The organism is uncultured Clostridium sp., from assembly GCF_963527835.1.
In the GTDB taxonomy this organism is placed as follows: domain Bacteria; phylum Bacillota; class Clostridia; order Clostridiales; family Clostridiaceae; genus Clostridium.
On the sequence record NZ_CAURTC010000005.1, the window covers coordinates 53,250 to 79,912 of the forward strand.

Annotated in this window: 21 protein-coding genes, 3 pseudogenes and 1 other annotated feature; of the genes and pseudogenes, 22 read left to right on the plus strand and 2 right to left on the minus strand. The window is 27.8% G+C overall.

All coding sequences use genetic code 11. The features are described from left to right. Positions 1-1,234 precede the first annotated feature (1,234 nt). The 13 genes and pseudogenes from RYM86_RS04615 to RYM86_RS04675 all read left to right on the plus strand — a co-directional run bounded on the left by RYM86_RS04615 (position 1,235) and on the right by RYM86_RS04675 (position 14,841). Positions 1,235-2,161 carry an NTP transferase domain-containing protein gene (locus tag RYM86_RS04615; RefSeq protein WP_315078176.1) on the plus strand — a complete coding sequence of 309 codons (927 nt, stop codon included), beginning with the start codon at positions 1,235-1,237 and terminating at the stop codon, positions 2,159-2,161. Between the two features lie 121 nt (positions 2,162-2,282). Next, positions 2,283-4,412: a xanthine dehydrogenase family protein molybdopterin-binding subunit gene (locus tag RYM86_RS04620; protein WP_315078178.1), complete on the plus strand. Its 2,130-nt coding sequence runs from the start codon at positions 2,283-2,285 to the stop codon at positions 4,410-4,412. A gap of 1 nt (position 4,413) precedes the next feature. Then, entirely contained in the window at positions 4,414-4,890 is a 477-nt protein-coding gene (locus tag RYM86_RS04625) for a 2Fe-2S iron-sulfur cluster-binding protein (protein ID WP_315078179.1), read from the plus strand. Continuing rightward, positions 4,884-5,702 carry an FAD binding domain-containing protein gene (locus RYM86_RS04630; RefSeq protein ID WP_315078180.1) on the plus strand — a complete coding sequence of 273 codons (819 nt, stop codon included), beginning with the start codon at positions 4,884-4,886 and terminating at the stop codon, positions 5,700-5,702. The genes RYM86_RS04625 and RYM86_RS04630 overlap by 7 nt, the downstream gene beginning before the upstream one ends. 43 nt (positions 5,703-5,745) lie before the next feature. Continuing rightward, complete coding sequence (locus RYM86_RS04635) at positions 5,746-6,357, plus strand: nucleotidyltransferase family protein (protein ID WP_315078182.1); 612 nt, start codon at positions 5,746-5,748, stop codon at positions 6,355-6,357. Positions 6,358-6,737: 380 nt separating this feature from the next. Next, the gene (locus tag RYM86_RS04640) at positions 6,738-7,502 is read left to right on the plus strand and encodes a pseudouridine synthase (protein ID WP_315078184.1); all 765 of its coding nucleotides are present in this window, start codon (positions 6,738-6,740) and stop codon (positions 7,500-7,502) included. A gap of 169 nt (positions 7,503-7,671) precedes the next feature. Then, positions 7,672-7,920: a binding site (T-box leader), on the plus strand. A gap of 219 nt (positions 7,921-8,139) precedes the next feature. Next, positions 8,140-8,766: a class I SAM-dependent methyltransferase gene (locus tag RYM86_RS04645; protein ID WP_315078185.1), complete on the plus strand. Its 627-nt coding sequence runs from the start codon at positions 8,140-8,142 to the stop codon at positions 8,764-8,766. A gap of 17 nt (positions 8,767-8,783) precedes the next feature. Next, on the plus strand, positions 8,784-9,929 hold the full coding sequence (locus RYM86_RS04650; protein ID WP_315078186.1) for a PLP-dependent aspartate aminotransferase family protein: 1,146 nt from the start codon (positions 8,784-8,786) through the stop codon (positions 9,927-9,929). Next, positions 9,929-10,381: an S-ribosylhomocysteine lyase gene (locus tag RYM86_RS04655; protein WP_315078187.1), complete on the plus strand. Its 453-nt coding sequence runs from the start codon at positions 9,929-9,931 to the stop codon at positions 10,379-10,381. The genes RYM86_RS04650 and RYM86_RS04655 overlap by 1 nt, the downstream gene beginning before the upstream one ends. Beyond that, complete coding sequence (locus tag RYM86_RS04660; RefSeq protein WP_315078189.1) at positions 10,365-11,273, plus strand: cysteine synthase family protein; 909 nt, start codon at positions 10,365-10,367, stop codon at positions 11,271-11,273. Before RYM86_RS04655 ends, RYM86_RS04660 begins: the two co-directional genes overlap by 17 nt. Positions 11,274-11,507: 234 nt before the next feature. Continuing rightward, positions 11,508-11,609, plus strand: a pseudogene (locus RYM86_RS04665) (mannose-6-phosphate isomerase); the annotation flags it as partial. Positions 11,610-12,900: 1,291 nt separating this feature from the next. Then, positions 12,901-13,154 (plus strand): annotated as a pseudogene (locus tag RYM86_RS04670) (lipase); the annotation flags it as partial. A 100-nt stretch (positions 13,155-13,254) separates the two neighbouring features. Next, complete coding sequence (locus RYM86_RS04675; protein WP_315078190.1) at positions 13,255-14,841, plus strand: lipase; 1,587 nt, start codon at positions 13,255-13,257, stop codon at positions 14,839-14,841. 143 nt (positions 14,842-14,984) lie between these two features. Here RYM86_RS04675 and bcp read toward each other — a convergent pair whose 3' ends face one another. After that, positions 14,985-15,437 carry a thioredoxin-dependent thiol peroxidase gene (bcp, locus tag RYM86_RS04680; RefSeq protein ID WP_315078192.1) on the minus strand — a complete coding sequence of 151 codons (453 nt, stop codon included), beginning with the start codon at positions 15,435-15,437 and terminating at the stop codon, positions 14,985-14,987. Positions 15,438-15,593: 156 nt separating this feature from the next. Between bcp and RYM86_RS04685 the strand changes: the two are divergent. The 4 genes and pseudogenes from RYM86_RS04685 to RYM86_RS04700 all read left to right on the plus strand — a co-directional run bounded on the left by RYM86_RS04685 (position 15,594) and on the right by RYM86_RS04700 (position 20,303). Next, a pseudogene (locus RYM86_RS04685) lies at positions 15,594-16,772 on the plus strand (amidohydrolase). Between the two features lie 233 nt (positions 16,773-17,005). After that, complete coding sequence (locus RYM86_RS04690) at positions 17,006-17,272, plus strand: metal-sensing transcriptional repressor (RefSeq protein ID WP_003374771.1); 267 nt, start codon at positions 17,006-17,008, stop codon at positions 17,270-17,272. A gap of 240 nt (positions 17,273-17,512) precedes the next feature. Further along, positions 17,513-19,942, plus strand: coding sequence for a heavy metal translocating P-type ATPase (locus tag RYM86_RS04695; protein ID WP_315078195.1), 2,430 nt, complete (start codon positions 17,513-17,515; stop codon positions 19,940-19,942). Positions 19,943-20,099: 157 nt separating this feature from the next. Further along, the gene (locus RYM86_RS04700) at positions 20,100-20,303 is read left to right on the plus strand and encodes a cation transporter (protein WP_315078196.1); all 204 of its coding nucleotides are present in this window, start codon (positions 20,100-20,102) and stop codon (positions 20,301-20,303) included. Between the two features lie 330 nt (positions 20,304-20,633). Here the strand turns inward: RYM86_RS04700 and phnD are convergent, their stop codons facing one another. Then, complete coding sequence (phnD, locus tag RYM86_RS04705; RefSeq protein ID WP_315078198.1) at positions 20,634-22,514, minus strand: phosphate/phosphite/phosphonate ABC transporter substrate-binding protein; 1,881 nt, start codon at positions 22,512-22,514, stop codon at positions 20,634-20,636. A 408-nt stretch (positions 22,515-22,922) separates the two neighbouring features. Here phnD and RYM86_RS04710 point away from each other — a divergent pair, with 408 nt between their 5' ends. The 5 genes from RYM86_RS04710 (at position 22,923) to RYM86_RS04730 (ending at position 26,643) form a co-directional block, all read left to right on the plus strand. After that, complete coding sequence (locus RYM86_RS04710; RefSeq protein WP_315078199.1) at positions 22,923-23,222, plus strand: hypothetical protein; 300 nt, start codon at positions 22,923-22,925, stop codon at positions 23,220-23,222. Positions 23,223-23,542: 320 nt separating this feature from the next. Then, positions 23,543-23,920 carry a GntR family transcriptional regulator gene (locus RYM86_RS04715; RefSeq protein WP_252236500.1) on the plus strand — a complete coding sequence of 126 codons (378 nt, stop codon included), beginning with the start codon at positions 23,543-23,545 and terminating at the stop codon, positions 23,918-23,920. Further along, positions 23,920-24,774, plus strand: coding sequence for an ABC transporter ATP-binding protein (locus tag RYM86_RS04720; protein ID WP_315078203.1), 855 nt, complete (start codon positions 23,920-23,922; stop codon positions 24,772-24,774). The genes RYM86_RS04715 and RYM86_RS04720 overlap by 1 nt, the downstream gene beginning before the upstream one ends. Before the next feature lie 5 nt (positions 24,775-24,779). Next, positions 24,780-25,427, plus strand: coding sequence for an ABC-2 transporter permease (locus tag RYM86_RS04725; RefSeq protein WP_315078204.1), 648 nt, complete (start codon positions 24,780-24,782; stop codon positions 25,425-25,427). Between the two features lie 256 nt (positions 25,428-25,683). After that, a complete protein-coding gene (locus tag RYM86_RS04730) occupies positions 25,684-26,643 on the plus strand; it encodes a hypothetical protein (protein ID WP_315078206.1) in 960 nt (319 codons plus the stop codon). Positions 26,644-26,663: the final 20 nt, after the last annotated feature.

Here is a 26,663-nt window from a genome sequence, read left to right on the forward strand (position 1 = left end):
TCGAAGATTTTTAATTAAATATTGAAGAGTGTTGTATGTCCCTCAGACTTTAGATTTGAGGGACTTTTTGGTCAAGATGGGTGAATTTTTATGCAAGACTAAAGATGTTTGTGTAATTAGATTTATTTACATTGAAATTTATGTGGTATCTTGAGATCATTAAAAGCATTCGATAAAAGATTAATTCTAACATAATTGGATACTTTATAATTTATATATATTAGAGAAAGGGATGGCTAAAATAGGCGATTTTTATACCTTGACTATGAAGTTTTTTCTCGAGTTTTAGGATGTCTACATATTCTGCTTGAAGAATTTTTGCAGAGAATGGAGGAAAACTTAAATAGTAGTAGTGTTAACAAACAAATATCAAAAATAGATAAGGAAATAAATGCACTAGAGGGAAAGAAAAATAAGTTAGTTGACATGAGGTTAGAGAATTAAATTGATAAAGCTACATATGAAGCCAAATATACTGATTTGGTAGTAACTCAAGAAAACCTTATTGAAGATAGAAAGAAGCTTGTTGAAGTCTCTGAAAATGAAAAAGACATAAAACGCCGATTAAAAGAACTTAAGAAGACATTAGAATAAAATGAGGTATTAGATGAATTTGACAGATATGTTTTTGAAAGTGTAGTAGAAAAGTTATTATAGGGGGATTGATGAAGACAGAAACAAAGATACTGCACAAATCACATTTGTATATAAAACAAGGTTTAAGAGCAATATAGATAGTGATAAATTTAGATCTCAAAGAAAAAATGCTAAAGGTAGACGTAGAACTGATGAATTGTGTTTACATTATAATAACGAGGTTGAGAAATTGTGTTCTGATATTAGCTACGATACATATTGAAAATGTAGTAAAACTAATTAGAAAATAGGGATTGAACACTTAATGAAGATGAGGAAGCTAAGTCCAAATTCTCTAATGTATGGTAGTAATATGCTCATTTAAAATAAACCATTAGTTATAAATAAGCTAATGGTTTTACTTATTTATAATTTTATATATATTAAATTATAAATGAAAGAGAAGTTGTAAAGTGGTGTTATAATAATTTATATAAATATTAAATTAGATTATCAATAAGATTTGTTAAATAAAAGTTTGAAAAAATCATTTTCTTTATGTTAAAATGGTAAAAAAATGAAGTGAATTTAGGGTTGGTTAATTGAAAGATAATTTATTCACTGAAAAAGATAAAATATAAAGAAGAGATGGTGGAATATGAATAATACAGGTGGAATCATTGTGTCAGTAGGGAAAATAAATGATACTGGCCGAATATCCCCACTTTTTCAAATAGGTTCAATATCAATTATAAAACGAATTATTTTAACATTTCAACAAGCAAAAATATCACCTATTGTTGTAATTACAGGATATCAGTCACTAGAGGTTGAGCAGCATTTAGCAGATTATGAAGTTATATTTTTAAAGAATGAGAACTATGACTCTACTGAGAAATTTGATTCTGCTAAAATAGGACTAAATTTTTTAAAAGATAAATGTGAACAAGTTATTTTTACATCAGCGACAATTCCTATGTATACTTCAAGCACTTTGAGTGAACTTATAAAAGCAGACAAACAACTAATAGTTCCATCCTACAAAGGAAGAGCTGGGCATCCATTACTTATAAATAGTGATTTAATCCCTAAGATTCTTGAATACAATGGGATAGAGGGAATGCGCGGAGCTATTAAAAGCATAGGAATTAAAAAAGAATATTTAGAAGTAGAAGATAAAGGTATCATTTTGGAAGCAGATCAAATAGAAAAATTAGATGCAAATTTACAATATTACAATGATAAATTATTGCATCCTTTTATACGTATTAGCATTGAAAAAGAGTCATTGTTTTTCAATGCTAGAGCAAAGCTGTTGTTACTTTTAATTCAAGAAACACATTCTGTAAAAAGAGCATGCAAACATATGGCACTTTCTTATGGAAAGGCATGGAATATGTTAAATGAAATGGAGAAATCACTAGGATATAATGTTGTGGAGAGACGACATGGCGGAAGCAGAGGCGGAAAGACAAATTTAACTCCAGAGGGAGAAGATTTTTTGAAAAAATATCAAAGGTATGAGGATGATATTAGACAATATGCCTCTAAGCATTTCTATGATATTTTTGGAAAATTTAAATAAACATTTTGTGAAATAGTACCAAGTTCTTTTGAAGAAGAATTTGATGCTATTTTTTTATTGCAATATAATTAATATATATTAACAAGGGTGTTAGGAATTAAAGGTTAAAGGAGAGGGAGATATGGAGAAGATTAGTAAGTCAGTGGTTAAAAGAGACCATAATTCAAAAATTTCAGGGAAAGCTATTTATGTGGGAGATTATGAAAACGATGACATTTTGATAGGTAAGATGCTAAGATCTACAAAAGCGAAAGCAAAAATTATTGATGTAAAGTTACCTGAACTATTAGATGGATATTACTATGTGGATAAAACAGATGTACCAGGGGATAACAATGTTAATATAGTTAAAGATGATACACCTGTTTATGCTAAAGAGACCGTAGAATATATTGGGGAACCTATAGGCATGGTTTGTGGACCTAATGAAGACACTGTAAATAAGATATTATCTGAAATTGAAGTTATCTATGAAGAATTAAAACCTATTACTAATATAAGAGACTTTGATACAGTTTTTTTTGATTATAGCTTCGGAAAAGGAGATGTTGAAAAAGCATTTTCGGAAGCAGATAAAATATATGATGAAGAATTTGAAACAGGTTATCAAGATCAAACCTATTTAGAAACTCAAGGACTTATGGCTGAAGTACTAGAAAATGGAAAGGTTTACGTACATGGTTCTATGCAATGTCCATATTATGTTAAAGGTTCAGTGATGAGAGCTATGAACCTTGGTCCAGATAAAGTTAGAATAGCACAAGATGCTACAGGTGGAGGATTTGGAGGAAAAGAGGCATTTCCGTCTATCTTAGCATGCCAAGTTGCTGTAGCTGCAAAAAAGGCTGGGAAAAAAGTTCGTTGTATATTTGATAGAAGAGAAGATTTAGAGTTTACATCAAAGCGACATCCTTCATTAAATACCTATAAAGTAGCTGTAAAGGATGGAAAAGTTACAGCTATGGATATAGATTTAAAATTCAACGGAGGAGCTTATACAACTTTATCAGCTGTTGTTCTTCAAAGGGGAATCATATGTTCAAATGGAATTTATGATATTCCAAATCTTAAAGTACGTGGAAGAGCTGTAAAAACTAATACAACTCCTAGTGGAGCGTATAGAGGATTTGGAGCACCACAAACCTTTTTCTCTGCTGAAGTGATGATGAATCATATTGCAAAGGATTTAGGGAAAGATTCTTTAGAATTTAAAGAAATGCATTTAGTAAAACAAGGAGATAGCACTTCAACTTCTGGTAAATATCATTTCCCAGTGCCAATTCCAAATATGATTGAACGTATTGATAAAACTTGTGACTTTAGAAGAAAGCATAGAGAATATTCTAATGATCAAAATGGAAGATATCGAAAAGGTATAGGAATATCTATGTATTTTCATGGAGCTGGTTTTACAGGTTCAGGTGAAAGAGATATTATTAAGGCCGTTGCTAAATTGCATAAATACTCTGATGGAAGAATTCAAATACTTGCTTCAAATACAGATATAGGACAAGGACTTCGTACAACTTTTCCTAAGATAGTAGCAAAAGAGCTAAACCTTCCTCTAGAAAATGTATTTTATGAATATCCAGATACTGATGTAGTGCCAGATTCAGGTCCTACAGTTGCCTCTCGTAGTTTAATGACTGTTGGAGAACTTTTACGTCGTGCAGCTATAAAACTTCGTGATCAGTGGGTAGAAGGAGAAGAACAAATTATAGAAGAGCATTATAAGGAACCAGATTTTATGATTCCATTTTATATTGATAAATTCCAAGGAGATGCTTATCCAACTTATTCATGGGCAGTTAATGCAATAGAAGTTGAAGTTGATACTTATACAGGACTTACAAAGATACTAGGAGCATATGGATGCTTTGATATAGGAACACCTATGGATTACAACATTGCTGTTGGTCAAATGGAAGGTGGATTTTTACAAGGTATAGGATATGCTTCAATAGAATATATGGTAGCAGATTCTGAAGGTCGTATCAGAAACAACTCTTTCTCAGATTATATTATACCAACAGCAGTTGATGTACCTAATCTTAAAGTAGATATGTATGTAGATGAAAAATATCCTTATGGACCTTATGGGGCTAAGGGGGCAGGAGAGTTACCTTTAGTTGGAGCACCAGGAGCTTATGCAGAAGCTATTGAGCAGGCACTTGGACATGGAGCAAAAGTTAATCATGTACCATTTACAGCAGAGGATACAATAAAAGTTTTAAGTGAGGAGAGAGAGTAAGATGAGTAATAATATAACATTCAAACTAAATGGTAATGAGGTAGTATATGATGGAAAAGCTACTGATAGATTATTAGATGTGCTTAGAGATTATTATCATTTAAAGGGAGTAAAATGTGGTTGCAAAGAAGGTGAATGTGGAGCATGCTCTATTCTTATGGATGGTGAACTAATTAATTCTTGTATGGTAGCCATGGGCAGATGTGAAGGAAGTGAAATTGTTACTATAGAAGGTTTTAGAGAAACAGAACGTTTTAAAGTAATAGATAAAGCTTATGCTGATGTGTCAGCAGTACAATGTGGATATTGTATTCCTGGAATGGTCCTAGCTACAGAAGCTATATTATCTAAGACTCCAAATCCTACAATAGAACAAATTAGAGAGGGTATTTCTGGAAATCTGTGTCGTTGCACAGGATATAATGCTATTGTAAAGGCAATTAAAATCTCAGCAGAGGAGGGAAGAGGACTATGGTAAATGGTTTTATGCCTAGATCTTTAAAAGAAGCTTTAGATATTCGTTCTAATTATGAGGTTGTTCCTTATGGCGGAGGGACGGATTTAATGATTGAAGGAAAAGAGGATGTTAATTATCTATTTTTAAATAAAATTCCTGAAATGAAATGCATTGTTGAAGATGAAGATTATATTAGAATAGGAGGATCATGTACTTTTACTGAGGTATTAGAATCTGATATTGTTCCTGAAATTATGAAACAAGCTGTTTCAAAAATTGCTGCTCCTGCGATAAGAAATGCTGGAACTATGGCAGGTAATATAGGAAATGGTTCAGCAAAGGCAGATTCTGTATTGATTGAATATGTTGCAGATGCAAAACTGGTATTAGTATCTGCTTCAAATACTAGAATAGTTAAAATTGATGATTTCTATAAAGGAAGAAAAGAGCTAGATTTAGGAAAAGATGAATTGATTGTAGAAATCCTATTGCCTAAAGTTGGTCTAGAAAATTATTACTATAAAAAAATAGGAGCTAGAAATGCATTAGCTATATCTCGTGTTTCATTTGCTGGAATAATAAAAATTGATGATGAAAGAATAAAAGATGTTGCAATTGCTTTTGGAGCAGTGTCAGGTACAGTATTAAGATTTAAAGAATTAGAGAAAATGATGATAGGTAAAACATTACTGGAGGCAAGTAAGATAAAAGAAGATTTCATTGATGCATATAAACAAAAAATCATACCTACAAAGGGTAGAGTTTCAGCAGAATATAGAAAAAGGGTATGTATTAATTTAATAAAGGATTTCTTAAATGATAAGGGTATATAAATAGATTTAGTTTATTTGAAAAATTTACTTAGTGAGGTGTGATATGAAAATAAATGGCTTAATTCTTGCGGCTGGAATGTCACGCAGAATGGGTGAATTTAAACCATTATTAAAAATAAATAATAAAACTATGATAGAGCATAGCATAGATAGTATGATTAAAGCTGGAGTAAAAGATATTGTATTAGTTCTGGGACATCGTGGAAGTGAAATAGAAGAAGTATTAAAGCTTTATGGATATCCTAATAATATGCATGTAGTCTATAATAATTATTATGACACCACAGAAATGCTTGATTCAATAAAAATTGGATTAAATAAAATAGGAGATTGTGATGCTTTCTTTTTACTCCCAGGAGATATGCCAGCTATAGATCCACATACTTTTTTAAAGCTCATTAAAGTAATGGAAGGCTATGAAACTAAATCTAAAATTGTATTTCCTACAGTAGAAGGTCATCGCAAACATCCTCCACTTGTTTCAAAAACATATATACCTGATATATTAAGATTTGAGTCAGATGGCGGACTTAGAGAGCTATGGAAAAGTTTTGAGTTAGATATTTTATCAATTCCAGTTGATGATATGGGGTGTACCATAGATGTTGATACAAAGGTTCAATATAAAAAAGTATGTAATTATATGAAATTATAATATTAGCATTTATTAATTATAAGATAAGAATAATGTCTAATATATTTTAATTATATATTTCTAGAAGAGAGTGAGAAAGTATATTTTTACTTTAATTGCTCTCTTTTATTATGATATATTTTTTATTGCTATATGATTATAAGAATAACATATCTTAGTAGGTATATTTGATAATCACAAATTTTAGGTATTTTTTTTTACTTATTCATATCTTTAATATGGTAAACTCCTTTTTGTTTGTATGAGAAATAATATTATCATCACAAAATTTAAGTGAAGCTTTTTAAAGTAAAATATCAATGGTATTATATTTATATAAATTAAACAATTATTATTTAAAAATATCAGAATAATTTACAAAGAAAGAGAATTTATAAAATATGAGATTAGATAAATTTTTGGCAGAATCATCTGTTGGTAGAAGAAAAACTGTTAGAACTTACATTAATGATGGAATGGTAAAAGTAAATGGTGAGGTTATAACTGAACCCGCAGTAGATATTAATGAATATAGTGATATTATAGAGTATCTTGATAAAAAAGTTGTCCACAGAGGAAAAGTCTATTATATGTTTAACAAACCAGCTGGATGCATTACTGCAACAAAAGATAATGTACATAAAACAGTATTTGATTATTTTGATGAAGATATGAGTGGAGTATTCCATGTGGGAAGACTGGATAAAGATACTGAAGGGTTATTGTTACTTACTAATGATGGTGAATTTGAACATAAAGTAATGTATCCAGGAAAACATGTTGAAAAAACCTATTTCTTTTGGGCATTAGGTTCTTTGGATGAAGAAAATAAAAAACAACTGGAAGAAGGGATTTTTATTGGACAATGTGAGATATTAACTAAACCTTCAAAAATAGATGTCTATAAATCAGGATTATATAAAGAATTTAAAGGCGAAATTCCTATTAGTTATTTAGAAAATAAAGATTGCCAAGGTGTTGTTTCAGGATATCTTACTATTTCAGAAGGACGTAAGCATCAGGTTAAACGAATGTTAAAAGCAGTAGGATGCTATGTAATCTACTTAAAAAGAGTATCTATTGGTGGATTGATGTTAGATGAATCTTTAAAAAAGGGTAATTATAGATATTTAACAGAATTAGAAATAAATAGTATATTTAAATAAGGGGTAAATTTTAGAGTTTATTAATAATTAAACTAGAATTTACCTATTTTTATTTTTTAATTTATATTAAAAAATATATTGACAAATTAAAATAATAGGCATATATTATTAAATATAAAGCAGAGTAATCCTATAAGAATAATAAGTTTTATAATAAAATATTATATTGTTATATGTTAAGAAAAGAAATAGTATCATGAGGGAAACTTTCAGAGAATAGTCTTCTAGGCTGAAAAAGACTTTAGTTGTAACTTGTGAGAATGCATCTTTGAGCACTGTCCCGAAAAAATACGTTTTTAGTAGGAGGCAGCGTGTACGCACGTTATAGCGTTGAGGTATATTTGTACCAAAAATAAGATATTATATTTTTTATATAATAATTAGAGTGGAACCGCGGAATAAAAATTCTGCCTCTAAATGAGGTAGGGTTTTTTTTGTTTATAAAAAAATGTAAATTGTAAAACTGTATAATACGTATTTAATACATAAGCTTATTAAACAATTCTAGAATTTAAATAAATTTTGTTTAAAGTAATATTAATATTTAGCTAAATCTTAGATAATCTACACAGAACAAATAGTATAAGAAATTAGAAATATTTAAGAATGAAGATTTGTAAAACAGGAGGAATTAATTATGAAGTCATTAAATTATTTTGATTCTATAGCAGACAGCTGGAATGTAATACGAAGTGAATATTTTGAGGAAAAGTTAAAGTATAAAGTTTTATCTAAAGTATCAATAGAGAATAAAATTGTTGCAGATTTAGGATGTGGTACAGGTTTTATATCTTTAGCCTTAACAGAAAAAGCACATTTAATATTTTCATTGGATCAATCAAATAATATGTTAAAGGAATTAAAAAAAGAAATTTCTAAAAAAAATATAACCAATATATATCCAATTAAATCGGATTTGGAGAATATTGTATTATTTGATGAATCAGTGGATGTTGTATTTATAAATATGGCATTACATCATGTAGTTAATATAGAAAAGGCTATATCAGAAATTTATAGAGTATTAAAAAAGGGTGGAAGTATAATAATTTCAGATGTAACAGAACATGATGGGGAATGGGCGAAAGAAGAAATGTATGATGAATGGTTAGGATTTTCAAATGATCAAATAACTAATTGGTTAAGTAAATATAATTTTAAAAATTTAGAAATAGAAAATACAGATTTATATTGCAAAGGGTATTCAAGTAAAGGAGAATACACAGAAACAAAAATATTTATAGCAAGTGCTAAAAAATTATAAGAGAGGGGACAAGTATTATGAATTTTGAATCAGTTTTAATCCATGGAGGAATTGATGGAGATAAGTTTACAGGAGCAGTAAATGTGCCTATATATCAAACATCTACCTATAAACAATCAGGTATCGGAGTTAATAAAGGATATGAATATTCTAGAACTGGTAATCCAACAAGAGAAGCTCTTGAGAAACTTATAGCTGATCTAGAAGAAGGAACTAGTGGATTTGCATTTTCTTCGGGAATGGCAGCCATAACAGCGATATTTTCTCTTTTTAGATCAGGAGATAATATAATAATTTCAGATAATTTATATGGTGGAAGTTTTAGAGTATTGGATAAAATTTTTAAGAATTTTAATATAGGATATAAGATAGTAAACACAACAGATTTAAAGCAAATTAAAGAAGCTATTGATGATACAGTAAAAGCAATATATATAGAAACGCCAACAAATCCATTAATGGGCATAACAGATATTAAAGAGGTAGCTAAAATAGCTAAAGATAATAATCTATTTACAATAGTGGATAATACCTTTATGACACCATATTTGCAAAAACCACTAACATTAGGAGCAGATATAGTTATTCATAGCGGAACTAAATATCTAGGCGGACATAGCGATTTAATTGCTGGATTAGTAGTAGTAAATAATGAAGAATTAAAAGAAAAAATTCATTTTATACAAAATTCTACAGGGGGTATACTATCACCATTTGATTCATTCTTGCTTATAAGAGGTATAAAAACTCTTGCAGTTAGAATGGATAGGCATAATTCAAATGCTAAATCTATAGCAGAATTTTTGAAAAATAGACCAGAAATTAATAAAGTTTATTATCCAGGATTTGAAGAACATCCGGGATATAATATTCAATCAAAACAAGCAAAAGGATATGGTGGAATGATATCTTTTGTATTAAATGATGGATATGATTATAAAAAGTTCTTTGAAAAATTAACATTTATAACTTTTGGAGAAAGTTTAGGCGGAGTGGAATCTTTAGTATGCCACCCAGCAAGTATGACTCATGGAGCAATACCATATGAAATAAGACAAAAGGTAGGTATTGTTGATAATTTGATAAGACTTTCAGTTGGGATAGAAAGTGCGCAAGATATTATTGAGGATTTAGAAAAAGCATTAGAATGGGGGAAAAATTAATGGTTAAAGTAGAAAGTTTTGAATTAGATCACACAAAAGTAAAAGCGCCATATGTAAGAAAATGTGGTTCAGAAGAGGGTAATAATGGAGATATAGTTTCTAAATTCGATTTAAGATTTTTACAACCAAATGAAAAAGAGATGCCAACGGGAGCATTGCACACATTAGAACATTTATTAGCTGGATATATGAGAGAAAAATTAGATGGAATAATAGATATATCTCCTATGGGATGCAGAACTGGATTTTATATGATTGCATGGGGAACTCCTCAAGTGACAGAAGTAATAGAAGCATTAAATTATTCGTTAAATAAAATATTGGATACAGAAGAAATACCAGCAACGAACAAGTTTCAATGTGGAAATTATAGAGATCATTCATTATTTGCAGCAAAGGAATATATTAAATTGATATTAAAAGAGGGGATTAGTAGTGAAATATATAGATGATATTAGAAGTCATATAGGAAATACACCTATTATGAAACTAAATAATATGGGAATAAAATCTGGCGTAAATGTATTTGCTAAATTAGAATTTTTAAACCCTGGTGGAAGTGTTAAAGATAGAATAGGTATATATATGATAGAAGATGCTGAGAAGAAGGGATTGCTTAGAGAGGGTTATACAATAATAGAAGCTACAGCAGGTAACACAGGGCTTGGTATAGCATTAGCAGCCATAAATAAGGGGTATAGAATTATATTTGTTGTACCAGAAAAGTTTTCTGTAGAAAAGCAGACATTAATGAAAGCCCTTGGGGCAGAAATAATAAATACTCCTAGAGAAGATGGGATGTTAGGAGCTGTTGAAAAGGCTAATGAACTTTTAAAAACAATAAAAAATTCTATAACCTTAAAACAATTTGAGAATAAATCTAATCCATTAGCCCATTATGAAACTACTGCACCTGAAATATATAAAGATTTAGATGGAAAAATAGACTGTTTCCTTTGTGGTGCAGGTAGTGGAGGAACGTATACTGGTATATTAAAGTATTTAAAAGAAAAGAATTCTAATATAAAAGGAGTTCTAGTAGATCCAGAAGGATCAACTATGGGAGGAGGAGAAGAGGCCTGCTACAATATAGAGGGTATAGGAAACAACTTCATTCCTGAAACTATGGATATGACTTATGTTGATGATGTTATAAAGGTTAATGATGAAGAAGCATTTCATATTGTAAAACAACTTGCTTTAAAAGAAGGCTTAATTGTTGGAACATCTTCTGGAGCAGCAGTAGCAGCAGCTCTTAAACTAGCAAGTAAAATAGATAGTGGTAATATCGTAACTTTATTACCAGATAGAGGAGAAAGATATTTCAGTAAAAATATATATTAATCATGAAAAGTTTAATCAATCAACTGAACTAATGATTAATTAAAAAATTTAAGGTCAAATAACAATAATGAAGTGATATAAAATTACACAAGAATACAATAAAAAGGTACAATATTTCCTCTTATATAGGAAATATTGTACCTTTGATTATTTTATCATTAAAGATATTATGAAAATAAGAATAATAAATAGGTGTATTTTATAATATTCAAGATATTTAATGAGATGAGAGAAGTGTATCCAATTAAATTTGAAAATTTATATTATGATAAAATCTGGGGCGGAAGAGATTTTGAAGGCTTTAGAGATAATTTTCCAGAAGGAAACATAGCAGAGGTTATTTTTATAGAAAAATAAATACTAAATATACTTTATAAAAAATCTTGAATATAAAATATATGAATATTTAAATTTTATACTTATAACTTGAATTTATCTACTAAATTAATTAATTTACATGCTAAGTTAGCTTGAATTTCAGCAGATTCGGCAACAACATCCATGTTATTAACAGTTTCGGTTATACTTTCTAATATAGTTGATGAATTACTGGAAGTTTGAGTCGAATTAAATAGGCCATTGCAAGCTAATTAATGACATATATTTTTGCTTAGCTTGCTTACTAATATTAAAATTATATTTAAATATTCCTATGATTTAGCAGTGGGTTGATATATATATAAGTAAAGTGGAAGGCGTAATTGAATTTAGAAATATTAAAAATAAAAAGATTATAGATAAAAAAATGATAAAAAATAGTTATATACATGATTAAAAAAGTAAATATGTGTTAAATAAAATAACATAATTATAAAAAATTGTAAAAAAACCAAAAAATATTGAAAATATAGAAAAATAGTATATAATAAACTTAAATAGGTAATATAGGAAATATTAACATTAATTAAAAATACTAGTTTTATAATACATAAAAGTTTTAATTAGTTAAGTAATATTTATAAATAAAAATCTTATTATTTTAAAGTGATTAAATATATTTTTTAATTTAATATATCTATTCTTAAAAATAAATTAACTATTTTACTTAACCATTAAATGCGTAGTTAGTAAATATATTAATAACATTTATAAAACTTTGAGTAAACGTTTAAATAAGTATGTTATTTTAATATATTTATATTAATTGTCAATTTTAACATATAAATAGTTAATAGTTTTTGAAAGGGGGGACTTTAAAAAAATATTACTAACAAAAGAGATTTAGAGTTTAAAGTGTTAGAGTTATTTTATAAAAGTTTAAATAATAATACCAATAAATAAAAAACAATAATTAAAGATTAGTAGCGCTTATTATGAGTTAAAACATTTCTAACTAAAGAATTAAATTAAACTGTCAAACCAATAAACACTAGAAGAAGTTCTTATAAATAAAAATTCCGATTAGCCTATAAGTTTTAATAACAAAAAATGATTATGAAAATAAAAATTCAGCTTATTTATAACAAGAGATATATTTAAAATTTTAATATATTTAATAAATAAGAATTAATTAATAACTTTACATTTAATATAAAAGTAATGTAGACAAGTCTTGCTATAAAAGTATTTTAATACTTAACTTTTAAATGTAAATATTTATTAGTTCCACGCAGTTATTTAACAAGAAAATGGTAAACCAATAATTAATAAAAAATGGTGGCCAAATGATGGTTATGTAAACTGTATAAGTGAAAATGGTCCTAAATTAGGATCTAATGATGTAATAATTGATTACAATGGAAATCCTGAAATAGGAAAATGGAATGCAATGCTACACTTATAAATGTAGATCATGAAGATATAATAGGACGTTTTGCTAATGTTCAAGGATGGTATTTAAATCCTTGCAAGCAATTAAGTTCATTGCCAGAAAATAATTAAAAATTAAAAAATTAGAGAAATGTTAGATTCTCTCTAAATTCTTAAAGTAATGTATTTGCTTTTAAAATACTTAAATTTGATTTTAATGAGGTGAAGTGTAATGAAGAGATCTTTAATAAAAATTTTAGGAATTACTGCTTTAGCAATTTCAGTTGCTTTTACAAGTTTTTCAGCACCTGTTATGGCTGTTGAACCAACGAATTCAATTACTATAGAAGATAGTGATTCATCTAATAATTTTATTTTGAATGAAATTGAAAATAACACAAAAAATGAAACAACTATAGAAAATAATAAAGAAAATTTAAATGATGAAAGTTTAAATCGTGAATCAAAGAATAAAAAAGAAGAAGATCAGCTAAATGAAGTTAAAGAAATCTTAGAAGAATCAAAGACGGAGATTGAATCTGAAGGTATAGATGTACCAGATACAATAGAATTGCCTAATAGTGAAGATTTTTATAATAAAGCAAATGTTGAAGTTAAAAATGAAATTACAGAACAAGAACCATTACAATATCCAGAAGTTACAAGTGAAGTTATTCAAGAAGGAAATGATTATCCTATAGTATTAGTACATGGATTTATGGGATTTGGAAGAGATGAATTACTAGGTTACAAATACTGGGGAGGTATTGTTGATATTCAAGAAAAATTAAGGGATGAAGGACATCAAACTTATACAGCAACAGTAGGTCCTGTTTCAAGTAACTGGGATAGAGCTTGTGAGTTATATGCTTATATAGTTGGGGGAACAGTAGATTATGGAGAGGCGCATGCCCAAAAATATGGTCATGAAAGATATGGAAGAACTTTTGAAGGAATATATAAAGATGTAAGTGATACTAATAAAATTCATCTTATAGGTCATAGCATGGGTGGACAAACAGTACGTACTCTTACTCAACTATTAAGTGAAGGTAGCGAAGAAGAACAAAACTATAATCAAGAAAATTGCTCACCATTATTTATGGGAAATAAGCATTGGATAAGAAGTGTTACTACAATATCAACACCTAATGATGGAACAACATTATCAGATGCAATTCCAGGAAAAGAATTAATAAACACTGCATTTGGCGTATTAGGAACAATAACTGGTAAAAATGATTTATTTAGTTCTATATATGATTTTAAATTAGATCAATTTGGATTGCAAAAAGAAGATGGAGAATCATCTAGAAATTATGTAAAGAAAGTTTTATCAAGTAATATATGGTCAGAAACAACAGATATAGGACCATATGATTTATCAACAGTTGGAGCAGAAAAGCTAAATAAGTGGGTAAAAGCTCAACCAGATGTATATTATTTTTCTTGGACAACTCAAGCAACTAGAGAATCATTAATTTCTAGTCATTCCATGCCTATAGTTGGACCTATGAATCCGTTATTTTATGGAACAGCAACTTTAATGGGAAGGTATACACGTGATGAAGAAGGACTTCCTATTATAGATAAAAAATGGTTTGATAATGATGGTGTTGTAAATGCATTAAGTCAAGCTGGACCTAGGTTAGGTTCAAATGATGTAATAGAAAAGTTTAATGGCCAACCTAAAGTAGGACAATGGAATGTTATGCCAACAATCATAAATACAGATCATATGGATATAGTTGGGACATTTGGAAACGTAAAATCATGGTATATTGATTATGCTGAGGAGCTAAGCAATTTACCTAAATAAATAAAAAATATTAGTTTATAAACAAAAAATACCTTGAACAAAAGTAGTTCAAGGTATTTTTCTTTTTAAATTTAGTTATTTGTATCAAAAATTAGTTTTTAAAAATTTATTTTATAAAATAGCACAAAATTATCTAAAGGCTATTATATATTGGATAATACTTCTTCAATATGTCCTTTAACTTTAACTTTTCTAAATTCTTTAATAAGTATTCCATTCTCATCGATTATAAAAGTGCTTCGTTCAATACCAAGAACTTTTTTTCCAAACATATTTTTCTCTTTTATAACATCATATAAACTGCAAACTGTTTTTTCTTCATCACTTAATAAGATAAATGGTAAATTAAATTTGCTTATAAATCTATTATGTGAATTTAAATTATCCTTACTTATTCCTATAACTACAGTATTATTATTTTCAATAATATTATAATTATCTCTGAAATCACAAGCTTCAGTTGTGCATCCAGGTGTGTTATCTTTTGGATAAAAATATAAAATTACTTTTTTGCCTTTATAATCATTTAAACTGTGAATTTTTTCATCACATCCTTGAAGAGAAAAATTAGGAGCTAATTCACCTACATTAATCATAATATTCACCTCCGAATATATTAAATATTATATAATAATTATTATCGATTGGCAATATATAAAATATTATAATTACAAATTAATATATACATTAGTATATATTTACATAAATAAAATGGATGTTATAATTTAAGGTATATTACGGGGGGATTAATAATGATTAATGATAAGCTGTTAGAGAAAACAGATAATTTAGAAGAAGAACTTATAAACTTGTATCATATTTTACATCAAAATCCAGAACTATCAAATGAAGAGTTTGAAACTACAGATATGATAAAAAAATTACTAAAAGAAGTAGACATAGATGTTTTACATACTGATTTAAAGACAGGCCTTATAGCTGAAGTAAAAGGGAATCCTAATGGACCAATAGTTGCAATAAGGTGCGATATAGATGCTTTACCTATAAATGAAGAAAATGTTTTGTCTTATAAATCTAAAAATAATGGTAAAATGCATGCATGTGGTCATGATTTTCATATGGCAGCAATTTTAGGTGCAGCTTATTTAATAAAGAAAAGCCAAAGAGATTTAATTGGAACAGTTAGATTTATATTTGAACCTAGTGAAGAAAGTTCAAATGGAGCTAAAAAAATAATTAATACAGGTGCTCTAGAAAATGTAGAGGCTATTTTTGGGTTACATAATGTTCCTAATTTAGACGTTGGAATAATGGGGATAAAGTCTGGAGCAATGACAGCAGCGGTGGATAGATTTGAAATTAAAATATTTGGTGTTGGTAGCCATGCAGCAAAACCAGAAAAAAGTATTGATCCAATTATAATATCATCAAATATTATAAGTGCTTTGCAGACTATTATAAGTAGGAATGTAAACCCAATTAATGATGCACTTTTAAGCATAACTCATATAGAAAGTGGAAATTAATGGAATATAATACCTGACTATGCTTATATGGAGGGAACAGTTAGAACATTAGATAAAGAAACAAGAGATCTAATTCCTAAAAGAATGAGTAGTATTATTAATGGAATGGCAGAATCATTTGGAGGAAAAGCTGAATTTATATGGCATCAAGGACATCCAGCTACAAATAATGAAAAAGAATGGGTAAATATTGCATCACAAATAGGAAGAAGAATGGGATATAAAGTAAGTGAAAATTCAATGGGATTAGAAGGAGAAGATTTTGCTTATTATCAAGAAACTATTCCAGGTGCATTTATAATTTTTGGAATAGGTAAGTCAATTGCACATCATAATCCTAAATTTTCGGTAGATGAAAATGCAATATTAAATTGTGCAAAATATTTTGCTAATTTATCAGAAGAAGCATTATCAATATTGATTAAGAAAAGACATAAGTTATAGAAATTATAAGAATAATCCCCTTATAAATTTAGAATTCTAAGTTTATAAGGGGATTTTTGTATAAAAAATTATAAAATATAAATATAAAATCTAGTGAAAAATATAATAGGAGATAATTTTTAAGACGAAAATTAGAAAAGTACAATGTAGGATTATTTTCTTGACAAATTTATAAACAAGTCTATAATTAGATATAAATACAGACCCCCTACCCGGGGGTGGGAGGATAAAGCATGAGTGAAGAAAGAAAAAAAGCATTACAATCTTTAAAAACAGCAAAGGGACAAATTGAAGGAATAATAAAAATGATAGAAGATGATAGGTATTGTATAGATGTAGCAAATCAAATATTAGCTGCACAATCATTGCTTAAGAAAGCTGATTTAATGATATTACAAGGACATTTACGTCATTGTGTTAAAGAAGCATGTTTAAATAATAATCCAGATGAAAAAATAGAAGAAATGAATAAAGTATTAGAAAAAATACTTTCTAAGTAGAAAGATATTTTAAACGTGTTTATATATGCATAAGTAAAATTGAACTGAGTAATTGAACTTAGGAATACTAAAATGAGTATAGTCCCATTTTAGCTTGCTCCCAATGTAAAATTGCGACAAGCAGTAAATGTGACAATACTCATTAAGAATTCTCAAAGTCCAATTACAATGTCATTTTACCTATTGCATATATAAACATATATTTAAAATAAAGTATTTATAAAAAGAGAGGAATAATATATGCAAAAAAAATCATTTAAGATTAATGGAATGACATGTTCAGCTTGTGCCAATAGGGTGGAGAGAGTTGTTGGGAAATTAGATGGAGTAGAAAAATCAAATGTTAATTTTGCAACTGAAACTCTTAGTGTTGAATTTGATGAAAATAAATTACAAGATAAAGATATAGAAGAAAAAGTCGTAAAAACTGGATATAGTGTTAAGAAAAATATAAAAACTTATGACTTAAAAGTAGAGGGAATGACGTGTTCGGCATGTGCTAATAGAGTTGAAAGAGTAACTAAAAAGTTGCAAGGCGTTCAGGAATCAAATGTTAATTTTGCCACTGAAAAGTTAACTATAGTTGTTGATGAAGATGTAGCAGGATATTCTGATATAAAAGCTGCTATAGAAAAAGCAGGTTATAAACTTGAAAAAGAAGATAAAGCTAAAGAAGATAAGAAAGAAAGTAATCCAGCTAAAGAATTATTAAATAGATTTATAATTTCTGTGATACTAACAGTTCCATTACTAATAATTAGTATGGGACATATGGTTGGAATGCATCTTCCAAGTATAATTGATCCTATGATTAATCCATTAAATTTTGCTTTAATACAAATAGCATTAACTCTTCCAGTTATGTTAGTTGGTTATAAGTTTTATAAAGTAGGAATAAAGAATCTTTTTAAATTAAGTCCTAATATGGATTCATTAATATCAATAGGAACTTTAGCAGCATTTTTATATGGTATATTTGCAATAGTTAAGATAAATCAAGGTAATAGTGAATATGCTATGCATTTGTACTTTGAGTCAGCAGCCGTAATATTAACATTAATAACACTTGGAAAGTATCTAGAGGCTGTATCAAAAGGAAAAACATCTCAAGCAATAAAAGCATTAATGGGATTGGCTCCTAAAAATGCTACTGTTATAAGAAATGGAGTAGAAACTATTGTCCCAATTGAAGAAGTTATTGTTGGAGACGTTGTTTTAGTAAAACCAGGAGAAAAGTTACCAGTAGATGGAGAAGTAATAGAGGGAAGTACATCAATTGATGAATCTATGCTTACTGGAGAAAGTATTCCTGTGGAAAAAGAATATGGAAGCACAGTAATTGGTGCAAGTATAAATAAAACTGGATTTATTAAATATAAAGCAACTAAGGTTGGAAAAGACACTGCATTAGCTCAAATTGTTAAATTAGTTGAAGAAGCTCAAGGATCTAAAGCACCTATAGCAAAATTAGCAGATGTTATTTCAGCATATTTTGTACCAATAGTTATAGGTTTAGCTATAATTTCAGCAATTGCATGGCTTTTAGTAGGAGAATCAATGATATTTGCATTAACTATATTTATATCTGTATTAGTAATAGCATGTCCTTGTGCATTGGGTCTTGCAACACCAACAGCAATTATGGTTGGAACAGGGAAAGGTGCAGAAAATGGAGTTTTAATAAAAGGTGGAGAAGCTTTAGAGACAACATATAAACTAAACACAATAGTATTTGATAAAACAGGAACTATAACTGAAGGAAAACCTAAGGTTACAGATATTTTAGTTAATAATATAACTGAGAATGAAATATTAAGCTTAGCAGCAAGCGCTGAAAAGGGGTCAGAGCATCCACTTGGAGAAGCAATTGTAAAAGAAGCTGAAGATAGAAAATTAAAATTAAAAGAAATTAATAAATTTAATGCAATCCCAGGTCATGGTATAGAGGTATTAATTGACGAAAAAAATATTTTCCTGGGAAATAAGAAGTTAATGCAAGAAAAAAATGTAGATATATCTCCATTAGATGCACAATCAGAAAGATTATCTAATGAGGGAAAAACTCCTATGTATATATCAATAAATTCTGAGTTAAAGGGTATAATAGCTGTTGCTGATACTGTAAAAGAAAATAGTAAAGAAGCTATAGAGACTTTACATTCAATGGGAATAAAAGTTGCCATGATTACAGGTGATAATAAGAATACTGCAAATGCAATAGCTAAGCAGGTTGGAATAGATATAGTTTTAGCAGAAGTATTGCCAGAAGATAAAGCAAATGAAGTAGCAAAATTACAAAAAGACGGAGATAAAGTTGGAATGGTTGGAGATGGGATAAATGATGCTCCAGCTCTTGCTAAAGCTGATATTGGTATAGCAATTGGTTCAGGAACTGATGTAGCAATTGAATCAGCAGATATAGTTCTTATGAAAAGTGATTTAATGGATGTTCCTACAGCAATAAAGTTAAGTAAAGCAACCATTAGAAATATAAAAGAAAATCTAGCATGGGCATTTGGCTACAATATATTAGGAATACCAGTAGCTATGGGAATACTACATGTATTTGGCGGTCCATTACTAAATCCTATGATAGCTGCAGGAGCAATGAGCTTTAGTTCAGTATCAGTATTATTAAATGCATTAAGATTAAGAAATTTTAAGGCTTAATATTAATATAGACTTTAAACTAATTGTTGATATTTTAGTATAAAGCTTATATAACAAAGAAAATTCAAAGTAGAAGCGTATGATACTAAAATATCAAATATGTTTAAGAGTATTAATAATTTAATATAAAATATATAATTTTAGGAGGAATAAATTTATGAAAAAGACAATTATAATTGAAGGGATGAGTTGTAACCATTGTGTAGGACATGTAAAAGAGGCATTAGAAAACTTAGCTAATGTTACATCTGTAGAAGTAAGTTTACAAGAAAAATGTGCTACAGTAGAAACAAGTGAAAATGATGCTGTTATAAAAGAAGCAATAGAAGATGCAGGATATGATGTTATAGAAATAAAATAAGATTTTTTAGATGTGAAAAAAGTAGTTTTTTAATTAGGTTATGTTTTAGCAATATGTTGATATATGCATAAATAAAGGTGGACTGAGTAATTGAACTTAGGAATGCTAAAATGAGTACAATCCCATTTTAGCTTGTTCCTAATATAAAATTAAGACAAGCAGTAAATGGGACAGTACTCATTAAGTATTCTCAAAATTCAATTACAATGCCACTTTACATATTGCATATATCAACATTAATTTAAAACATAGACTAAAATCAAAATTTACTCTTTTCTTGTTTTTGATATTTTAAAGTATAATGGTTAATTAAAAATAGATAGTCATGAATTAATCTTTCATAACTGATCTAATTAAGTTATAGTCATTATCATTTGCTTCAATGAATCCATTAACAGGTGTAGTTATACCTTGGAAATTATTGAAGTGTACAAAAGCATTTTTAATAGCTTCTGCTCTGTCTAAATCCATATCTGGACTAACTGCAATAGCATCTTTTTGGATGTTATCAGTCATAGAAACTATAATTAAATCATTTAAATTAATACCATTTTCTTTTGCCTTATCAAGAGCTTCATTATAAGTTGCACCAGCATCAAATGATCCATTTAAAACTCCATTGATAACATTGTCATGGCTTCCAGCAAAAGAAACACCAGAAAATAATCTATCAGGATTAATTTTATTTGCTTTTAATATATGTCTGGCATATAAGTAACCTGAAGCACTGTTTTTATCTACATAAGCAAAGCTTTTATTTTTCAAATCTTCTAAAGTTTTAATTCCAGAGTTTTTATTAGCTATTATATAACCATTATAGCAAGTTTCTCCATTAACCCTAGGGGTTACCAGTGGTGTGACATTTGCTTTGCTTTTAGCTATAACATAAGCAAATGGTGAAAACCAACCCATATCAATAGTGCCCTTTTTGATTTGATCGCTAAGGGCATCATAATCTTTAACAATTATCATTCTTGGAGTTAAGTTGATTTCTTTAAGTAATCTTTCTAGGATAGGAAGATACATCTTCTTTATATCAGCAGGAGATGTGAATGGATTAATACCAACTATAACTTCATTTTCTCCTTTAAGGTGACTCATTTGATATTGTAAATTTTCAGATACACTACTTAGTGCAGCACAATAATCAAGTAATTGGTCAGTTTTATCTTCATGTCTTTCAATCATATCTATTGAGTTAAGAGTTTCTTTATTTGTATCCTCTATAGTATGAGTTAAATGTGTAAGAGCTTGTTCGATATCAAATGCAATTTGAGTATTTGATTTTGATACATCTGTTAAATTCAAAATAGAATTTTTAATATGTCCCATAGCTACATAACTGTCAGATAAAATTTTAATAGTTTCATTTGAAATACAATCAAGTTCATTTATTGTTTTTTTAGAATTCTCAGTAGCAGAATTAGTATCAGTTATATTACCAAGAAGATCTTTAACTATATCATCTATTTCTCTTGCAAATTTATCTGTTTCATCTGCAAGTTTTCGTATTTCATTAGCTACAACAGCAAAGCCTCTTCCCGCTTCACCAGCACGAGCAGCTTCAATTGATGCATTTAAAGCAAGCAAATTTGTTTGACTAGAAATATCATGTATATATTCAACAAATTTAATTATACTTTTTGAAGAGTCATGTAATTTCGAATTGATTTCTAAAGAATCATCAGAAATTGTTTTTATTTCTGATAATAATGAAATTATATTACTAATAGAAGTTTTACTTTTTTCAAGTACTGTAAAGGTATCATTTGTTTCAGTTTCTACAGTTGAAATACTTTCATCAATTTTTTCACAACTAGAAACAACTTCATGTATGCCAGATTCAACAGTTTCAATACATGCTAAGTTAGTAGTAGAGAAATCAGAGATAACTTTATTTTTTTCAACTAAATGAGAAAATGCTTCTTTACTTTGTTTTGATATCCATAAAAGATGTTCAACATCAAATCCCATTGTTTCAATCATAGAGTGTACATTTTTAAATACTGTCTCCCTATCATTGGATAAATCGTTATCATTAATACTATCATTAGATTTAGATTTGTCACAGTAGTATAAATAAGAAATTATTATAAGCAAAGTAATTAGTGATACGGATAATTCTATAACAGAGTTATCTGTACCAAAGGCGATAAAGACATTGCATAATATACCTAATATTATTGGAAATAAGTACTTATTTAATTTCATAAGTTTTTCCTCCTTGTGTTATGTAATAATAAGGTCAAAATATAAATATAAGTAAATTATCCCACAAAGATAATTTAAATTCAATATTAACAATAAATTACTTAAGTGCAAAAAGTATAAAAAATGTTTTGAAAAATATGTATTAAATTACTTAACATATTAATACAATAATAGAAAATAAAATTTGTGGATTAGAAAAACAAAGAAAAAGTGAGATAAAACTAGAAAAATATGTGAAGAATTAATCTTTGCATTAATAAATCAACTTGCAAAAACATACGAACGTATGTACGATATAGATATAGAATTTAAGAAATAAAGTTAAACTATATTGTTTATATGTAGTTTATAAATACAATAGATTTAGCTTGGGCTACACAGAATATATTTGAAAGGTGGTCAATTATAATGGAAAGTACAAAATCTAGGATAACATTAAAAGAAGTAATAGGAATGGACTTAGCAATAAAAAAAATAATGAATAAAATTGAAAAACAAGAAAGCAATAATGATTTATGGTGGAAAGAAAGCTCTCTATATGAAAGTGCTAGTATGATTAGCAATGCAGAAAAAAGAGGGGAAGAGCGTGGAAAAAAAGAAAAATCATTAGAAATTGCGAGTAAATTATTATTAATGGGTTTAAGATTAGAAGAAATTTCAGATGTTATAGGATTACCTGTTGGTGAATTGGCACATGAAAGAAAATAATAGTTTAAAGATGTGCTGAATATTTTGTTTCAGAAAGAAGACAAAATCAATTAATAGTAAGTTATTAGGTGAAATTTGATTTTGAATGAGGGTTAGAAATTATTATACAGAAGTATTTAGATATTATTAAATTATATATGTTAGCTATGAGATAAAATTTAGAATAGATATTATAAAGTACATAAATAAATATTTTTAATTTTGGAATAGACCTTAAGTTATAATAAGGTTTATTTTTTTTGATAAGTATTGACTATAGTGTTCATACTGTATATAATAATACATATACAGTATATATATACTTTAAGGAGGAAATTTGATTGAAGATATTATTATCTAATAAATCTGATTTACCTATTTATGAGCAGATAAAGACACAAATTAAGGAACAGATAATGTCTGGTAGAATTGCTGAAAATGAATTTTTACCATCAATAAGGCAATTGGCTAAAGATTTAGGTATAAGTGTTATTACAACAACTAGGGCATATTCAGATTTAGAAGAAGAAGGATTTATAGCAACTATTAGAGGAAAGGGGAGCTTTGTACTTCCTAAAGACAACGAAATGGTAAGAGAGCAGTATTTAAAACGAATAGAAGAAGCATTTACTACTGCAATTGAAAATGCAAGATTAGCAAATGTTTCAAATAATGAACTTATTCTTATTTTAGAAAATTTGATGGGGGATGATAAGTAATGAATGCACTTGAAATAAAAAATTTAAATAAAAAGTTTAAAGATTTTAGTTTAGAAGATATAAATTTAAGCTTACCTAAGGGGTATATATTAGGATATGTAGGACAAAATGGTGCTGGAAAAACCACAACTATAAAACTCATTATGCAGCATCTAAGGGCAGATAGTGGAGAAATAAGTGTATTTGGAAAGAAGTACAAAGGAAATGAAGTTGAATTTAAAGATATGATTGGATTTATAGGTGACGAATGTTATTTTCCAAGCTGCTTCAAGATGAAAGATGTAATTAATACGTTGAAAGATTTTTATCCATCATTTAATATAGATAAATTTAATCATTATATAAATTTATGGGAATTGCCAAAGGATAAAAAAATTAAAGATTTTTCAAAAGGTATGAAAATAAGATTAACATTTGCTAGCATATTTGCAAGAAAAACTAAATTGCTTATATTAGATGAACCAACAAGTGGACTTGATCCTGTTATTAGAAATGAAATTTTAGAGTTACTACAAGAATATATAGAGGATGGGGAAAAGAGTGTATTATTTTCTACTCATATTACAAGTGATTTAGAAAAGATAGCTGATTATATATTTTTTATAAATAAAGGAAAGATGATATTTAATGATACTAAAGACAATATATTAGAAAAACATTTAGTAGTAAAAGGTGGTATAGAAGACTTAACATCGGATATAAAAGAAAAATTAATAGGATATAAAGAATCAAGTATTGGATTTAAAGGATTGATATATGATAAGGATAGAGAAGATTTAAATGATGAATTATTAATTGAAAAACCATCTATTGAGGAAATGATTATATTTTATATAAATAAAGGAAAGGAGTAGAAGTAATGAATGCTATAAATTATTTGAAATTTGATTTTAGAATAATAAAAGGAAATTTAAAGTATTACTCATTATTTTTAATAGCCTTTGCTATATCAATGTTTTATTCAGAGACTAAAATTAATGCAATGAGTTACTTATTATTTGTTTTAATTATTGTTGCAGTATTACCATTTAGTTCAGAAGGCAATAAAAAAAGTAGAGAAATGTATTATATGTTTCCGTCTAAAACATCAAGTATGATAATGGGAAGATTTTTATATTTAATAATATTAAACATTATGGTATGGGCAATAGAAGTTTTTGCAATGTTTCATTTTTATAATAGAGGTTTAATTGATATATATGAAATTATTTTAATATGTTTTGCAGGGATAATTACTACAATCATATGCATGATTCAGTATTCTGTTTATTATAAATTTGGAATGGAAAAGGGAAGAGCTATTCTAATGCTAGTATATATGGTTCCAGCATTTTTTATATTTGCATTACCATCTATATTAAGTGAAAGAACTATTCCTGATAATATATTAAATTTTATTATAGCTAATAAAGCAATAGTAGGAATTACATCTATTATTACAATAGTAATTGTGGGAGTAATATCATATTTAATATCATGCTCTATCTGTAAAAATGAGGATATATAACAATAATTATAGAATTAAGGTTAATTTAAGAAAATATTGATATATATATGAGAAAAATTGAGTTATAATAGAATAATAAATACAATAAGATATTAAATAGTGTTATTTCTTAATTTTAAATAAAACTGATTAAAGGTAAATATTGCAATTATTAAAAGGCAAGAAAATTATCCGATTTTTATTATGTCTTATATTAAACTTAAGATATTGTAAATTGGATTAATTTTAAATACAAGTATAAATAGGGGGAAAAAAAATGAAACTAAAAAAGACATTATCAATTATTATGGCAACAACATTATCTGTTTTTACTATTACAGGATGTAGTAGTGAGGCTATGAGTTATTCAAAGGAAATTAATAATTTAGCTAAATGGGAAGCAACAAATTCACAATTTACGGGTGAAGTTAATGTTGAAGCTCAAGGCGAATCAGAAAAGATAACTTTTACTGGTACAAGCTATAATAAAGGACAAGATCAAGCTTATATAGAATTAAAATTTAATGATGCAAGTAATAAAATTAATATTCCAGAATTAAAATTATATATGGATAAAGGCATAACTTATATGAATAAGAGTTATTATATGAACACATTCACTGCAAATGGAGGAACAGCACCAACAGGTCTTGTTGATTTACCATATGAATATATAGGAATAGATTCAGGAATGGATATGAATGCAATAACTGAAATGACAAAATCACCAGATTATTTAGCTAACTTAGGTAAAATGATTTTTGGAGATAGTAAGGTAGAATTACCTTTGGTTAAAAATGGAAGAGAATATTCTATGAATATGAATTCAGAAGAAATGATGGATTTAGTTTCAAAAGCAGCAAAAGCAATGGCAAATAATTTAGATTCTAGTAACTCTGGATTAAATTTAGGATTTGATGCTGAAATGATAAAAAATATTCAAACAGCTGTGAAGGATCCATCATTTGATACTACATTAAATCAAGCTAAGGCTTTAATTGAAGGATCAACATTATCTACAAAAGAAGTTTTCACAGATAATGATTATAAATCAGAAATGAATATTAACTTACAAATAAAAGATATGGCAAAAGTAAGCATAAAAGTAAATACTACAAGCGCTAAAGCTGAAGTAAAGAACATTGAAATCCCAGCTAGCAAAACTATTCTTAAAGAAGATGAATTCATGAATTTAATTATGCCACAAGATGTAGATAACAATGTTACAGCAGCATAATAAAATTGAAGAATAAATTA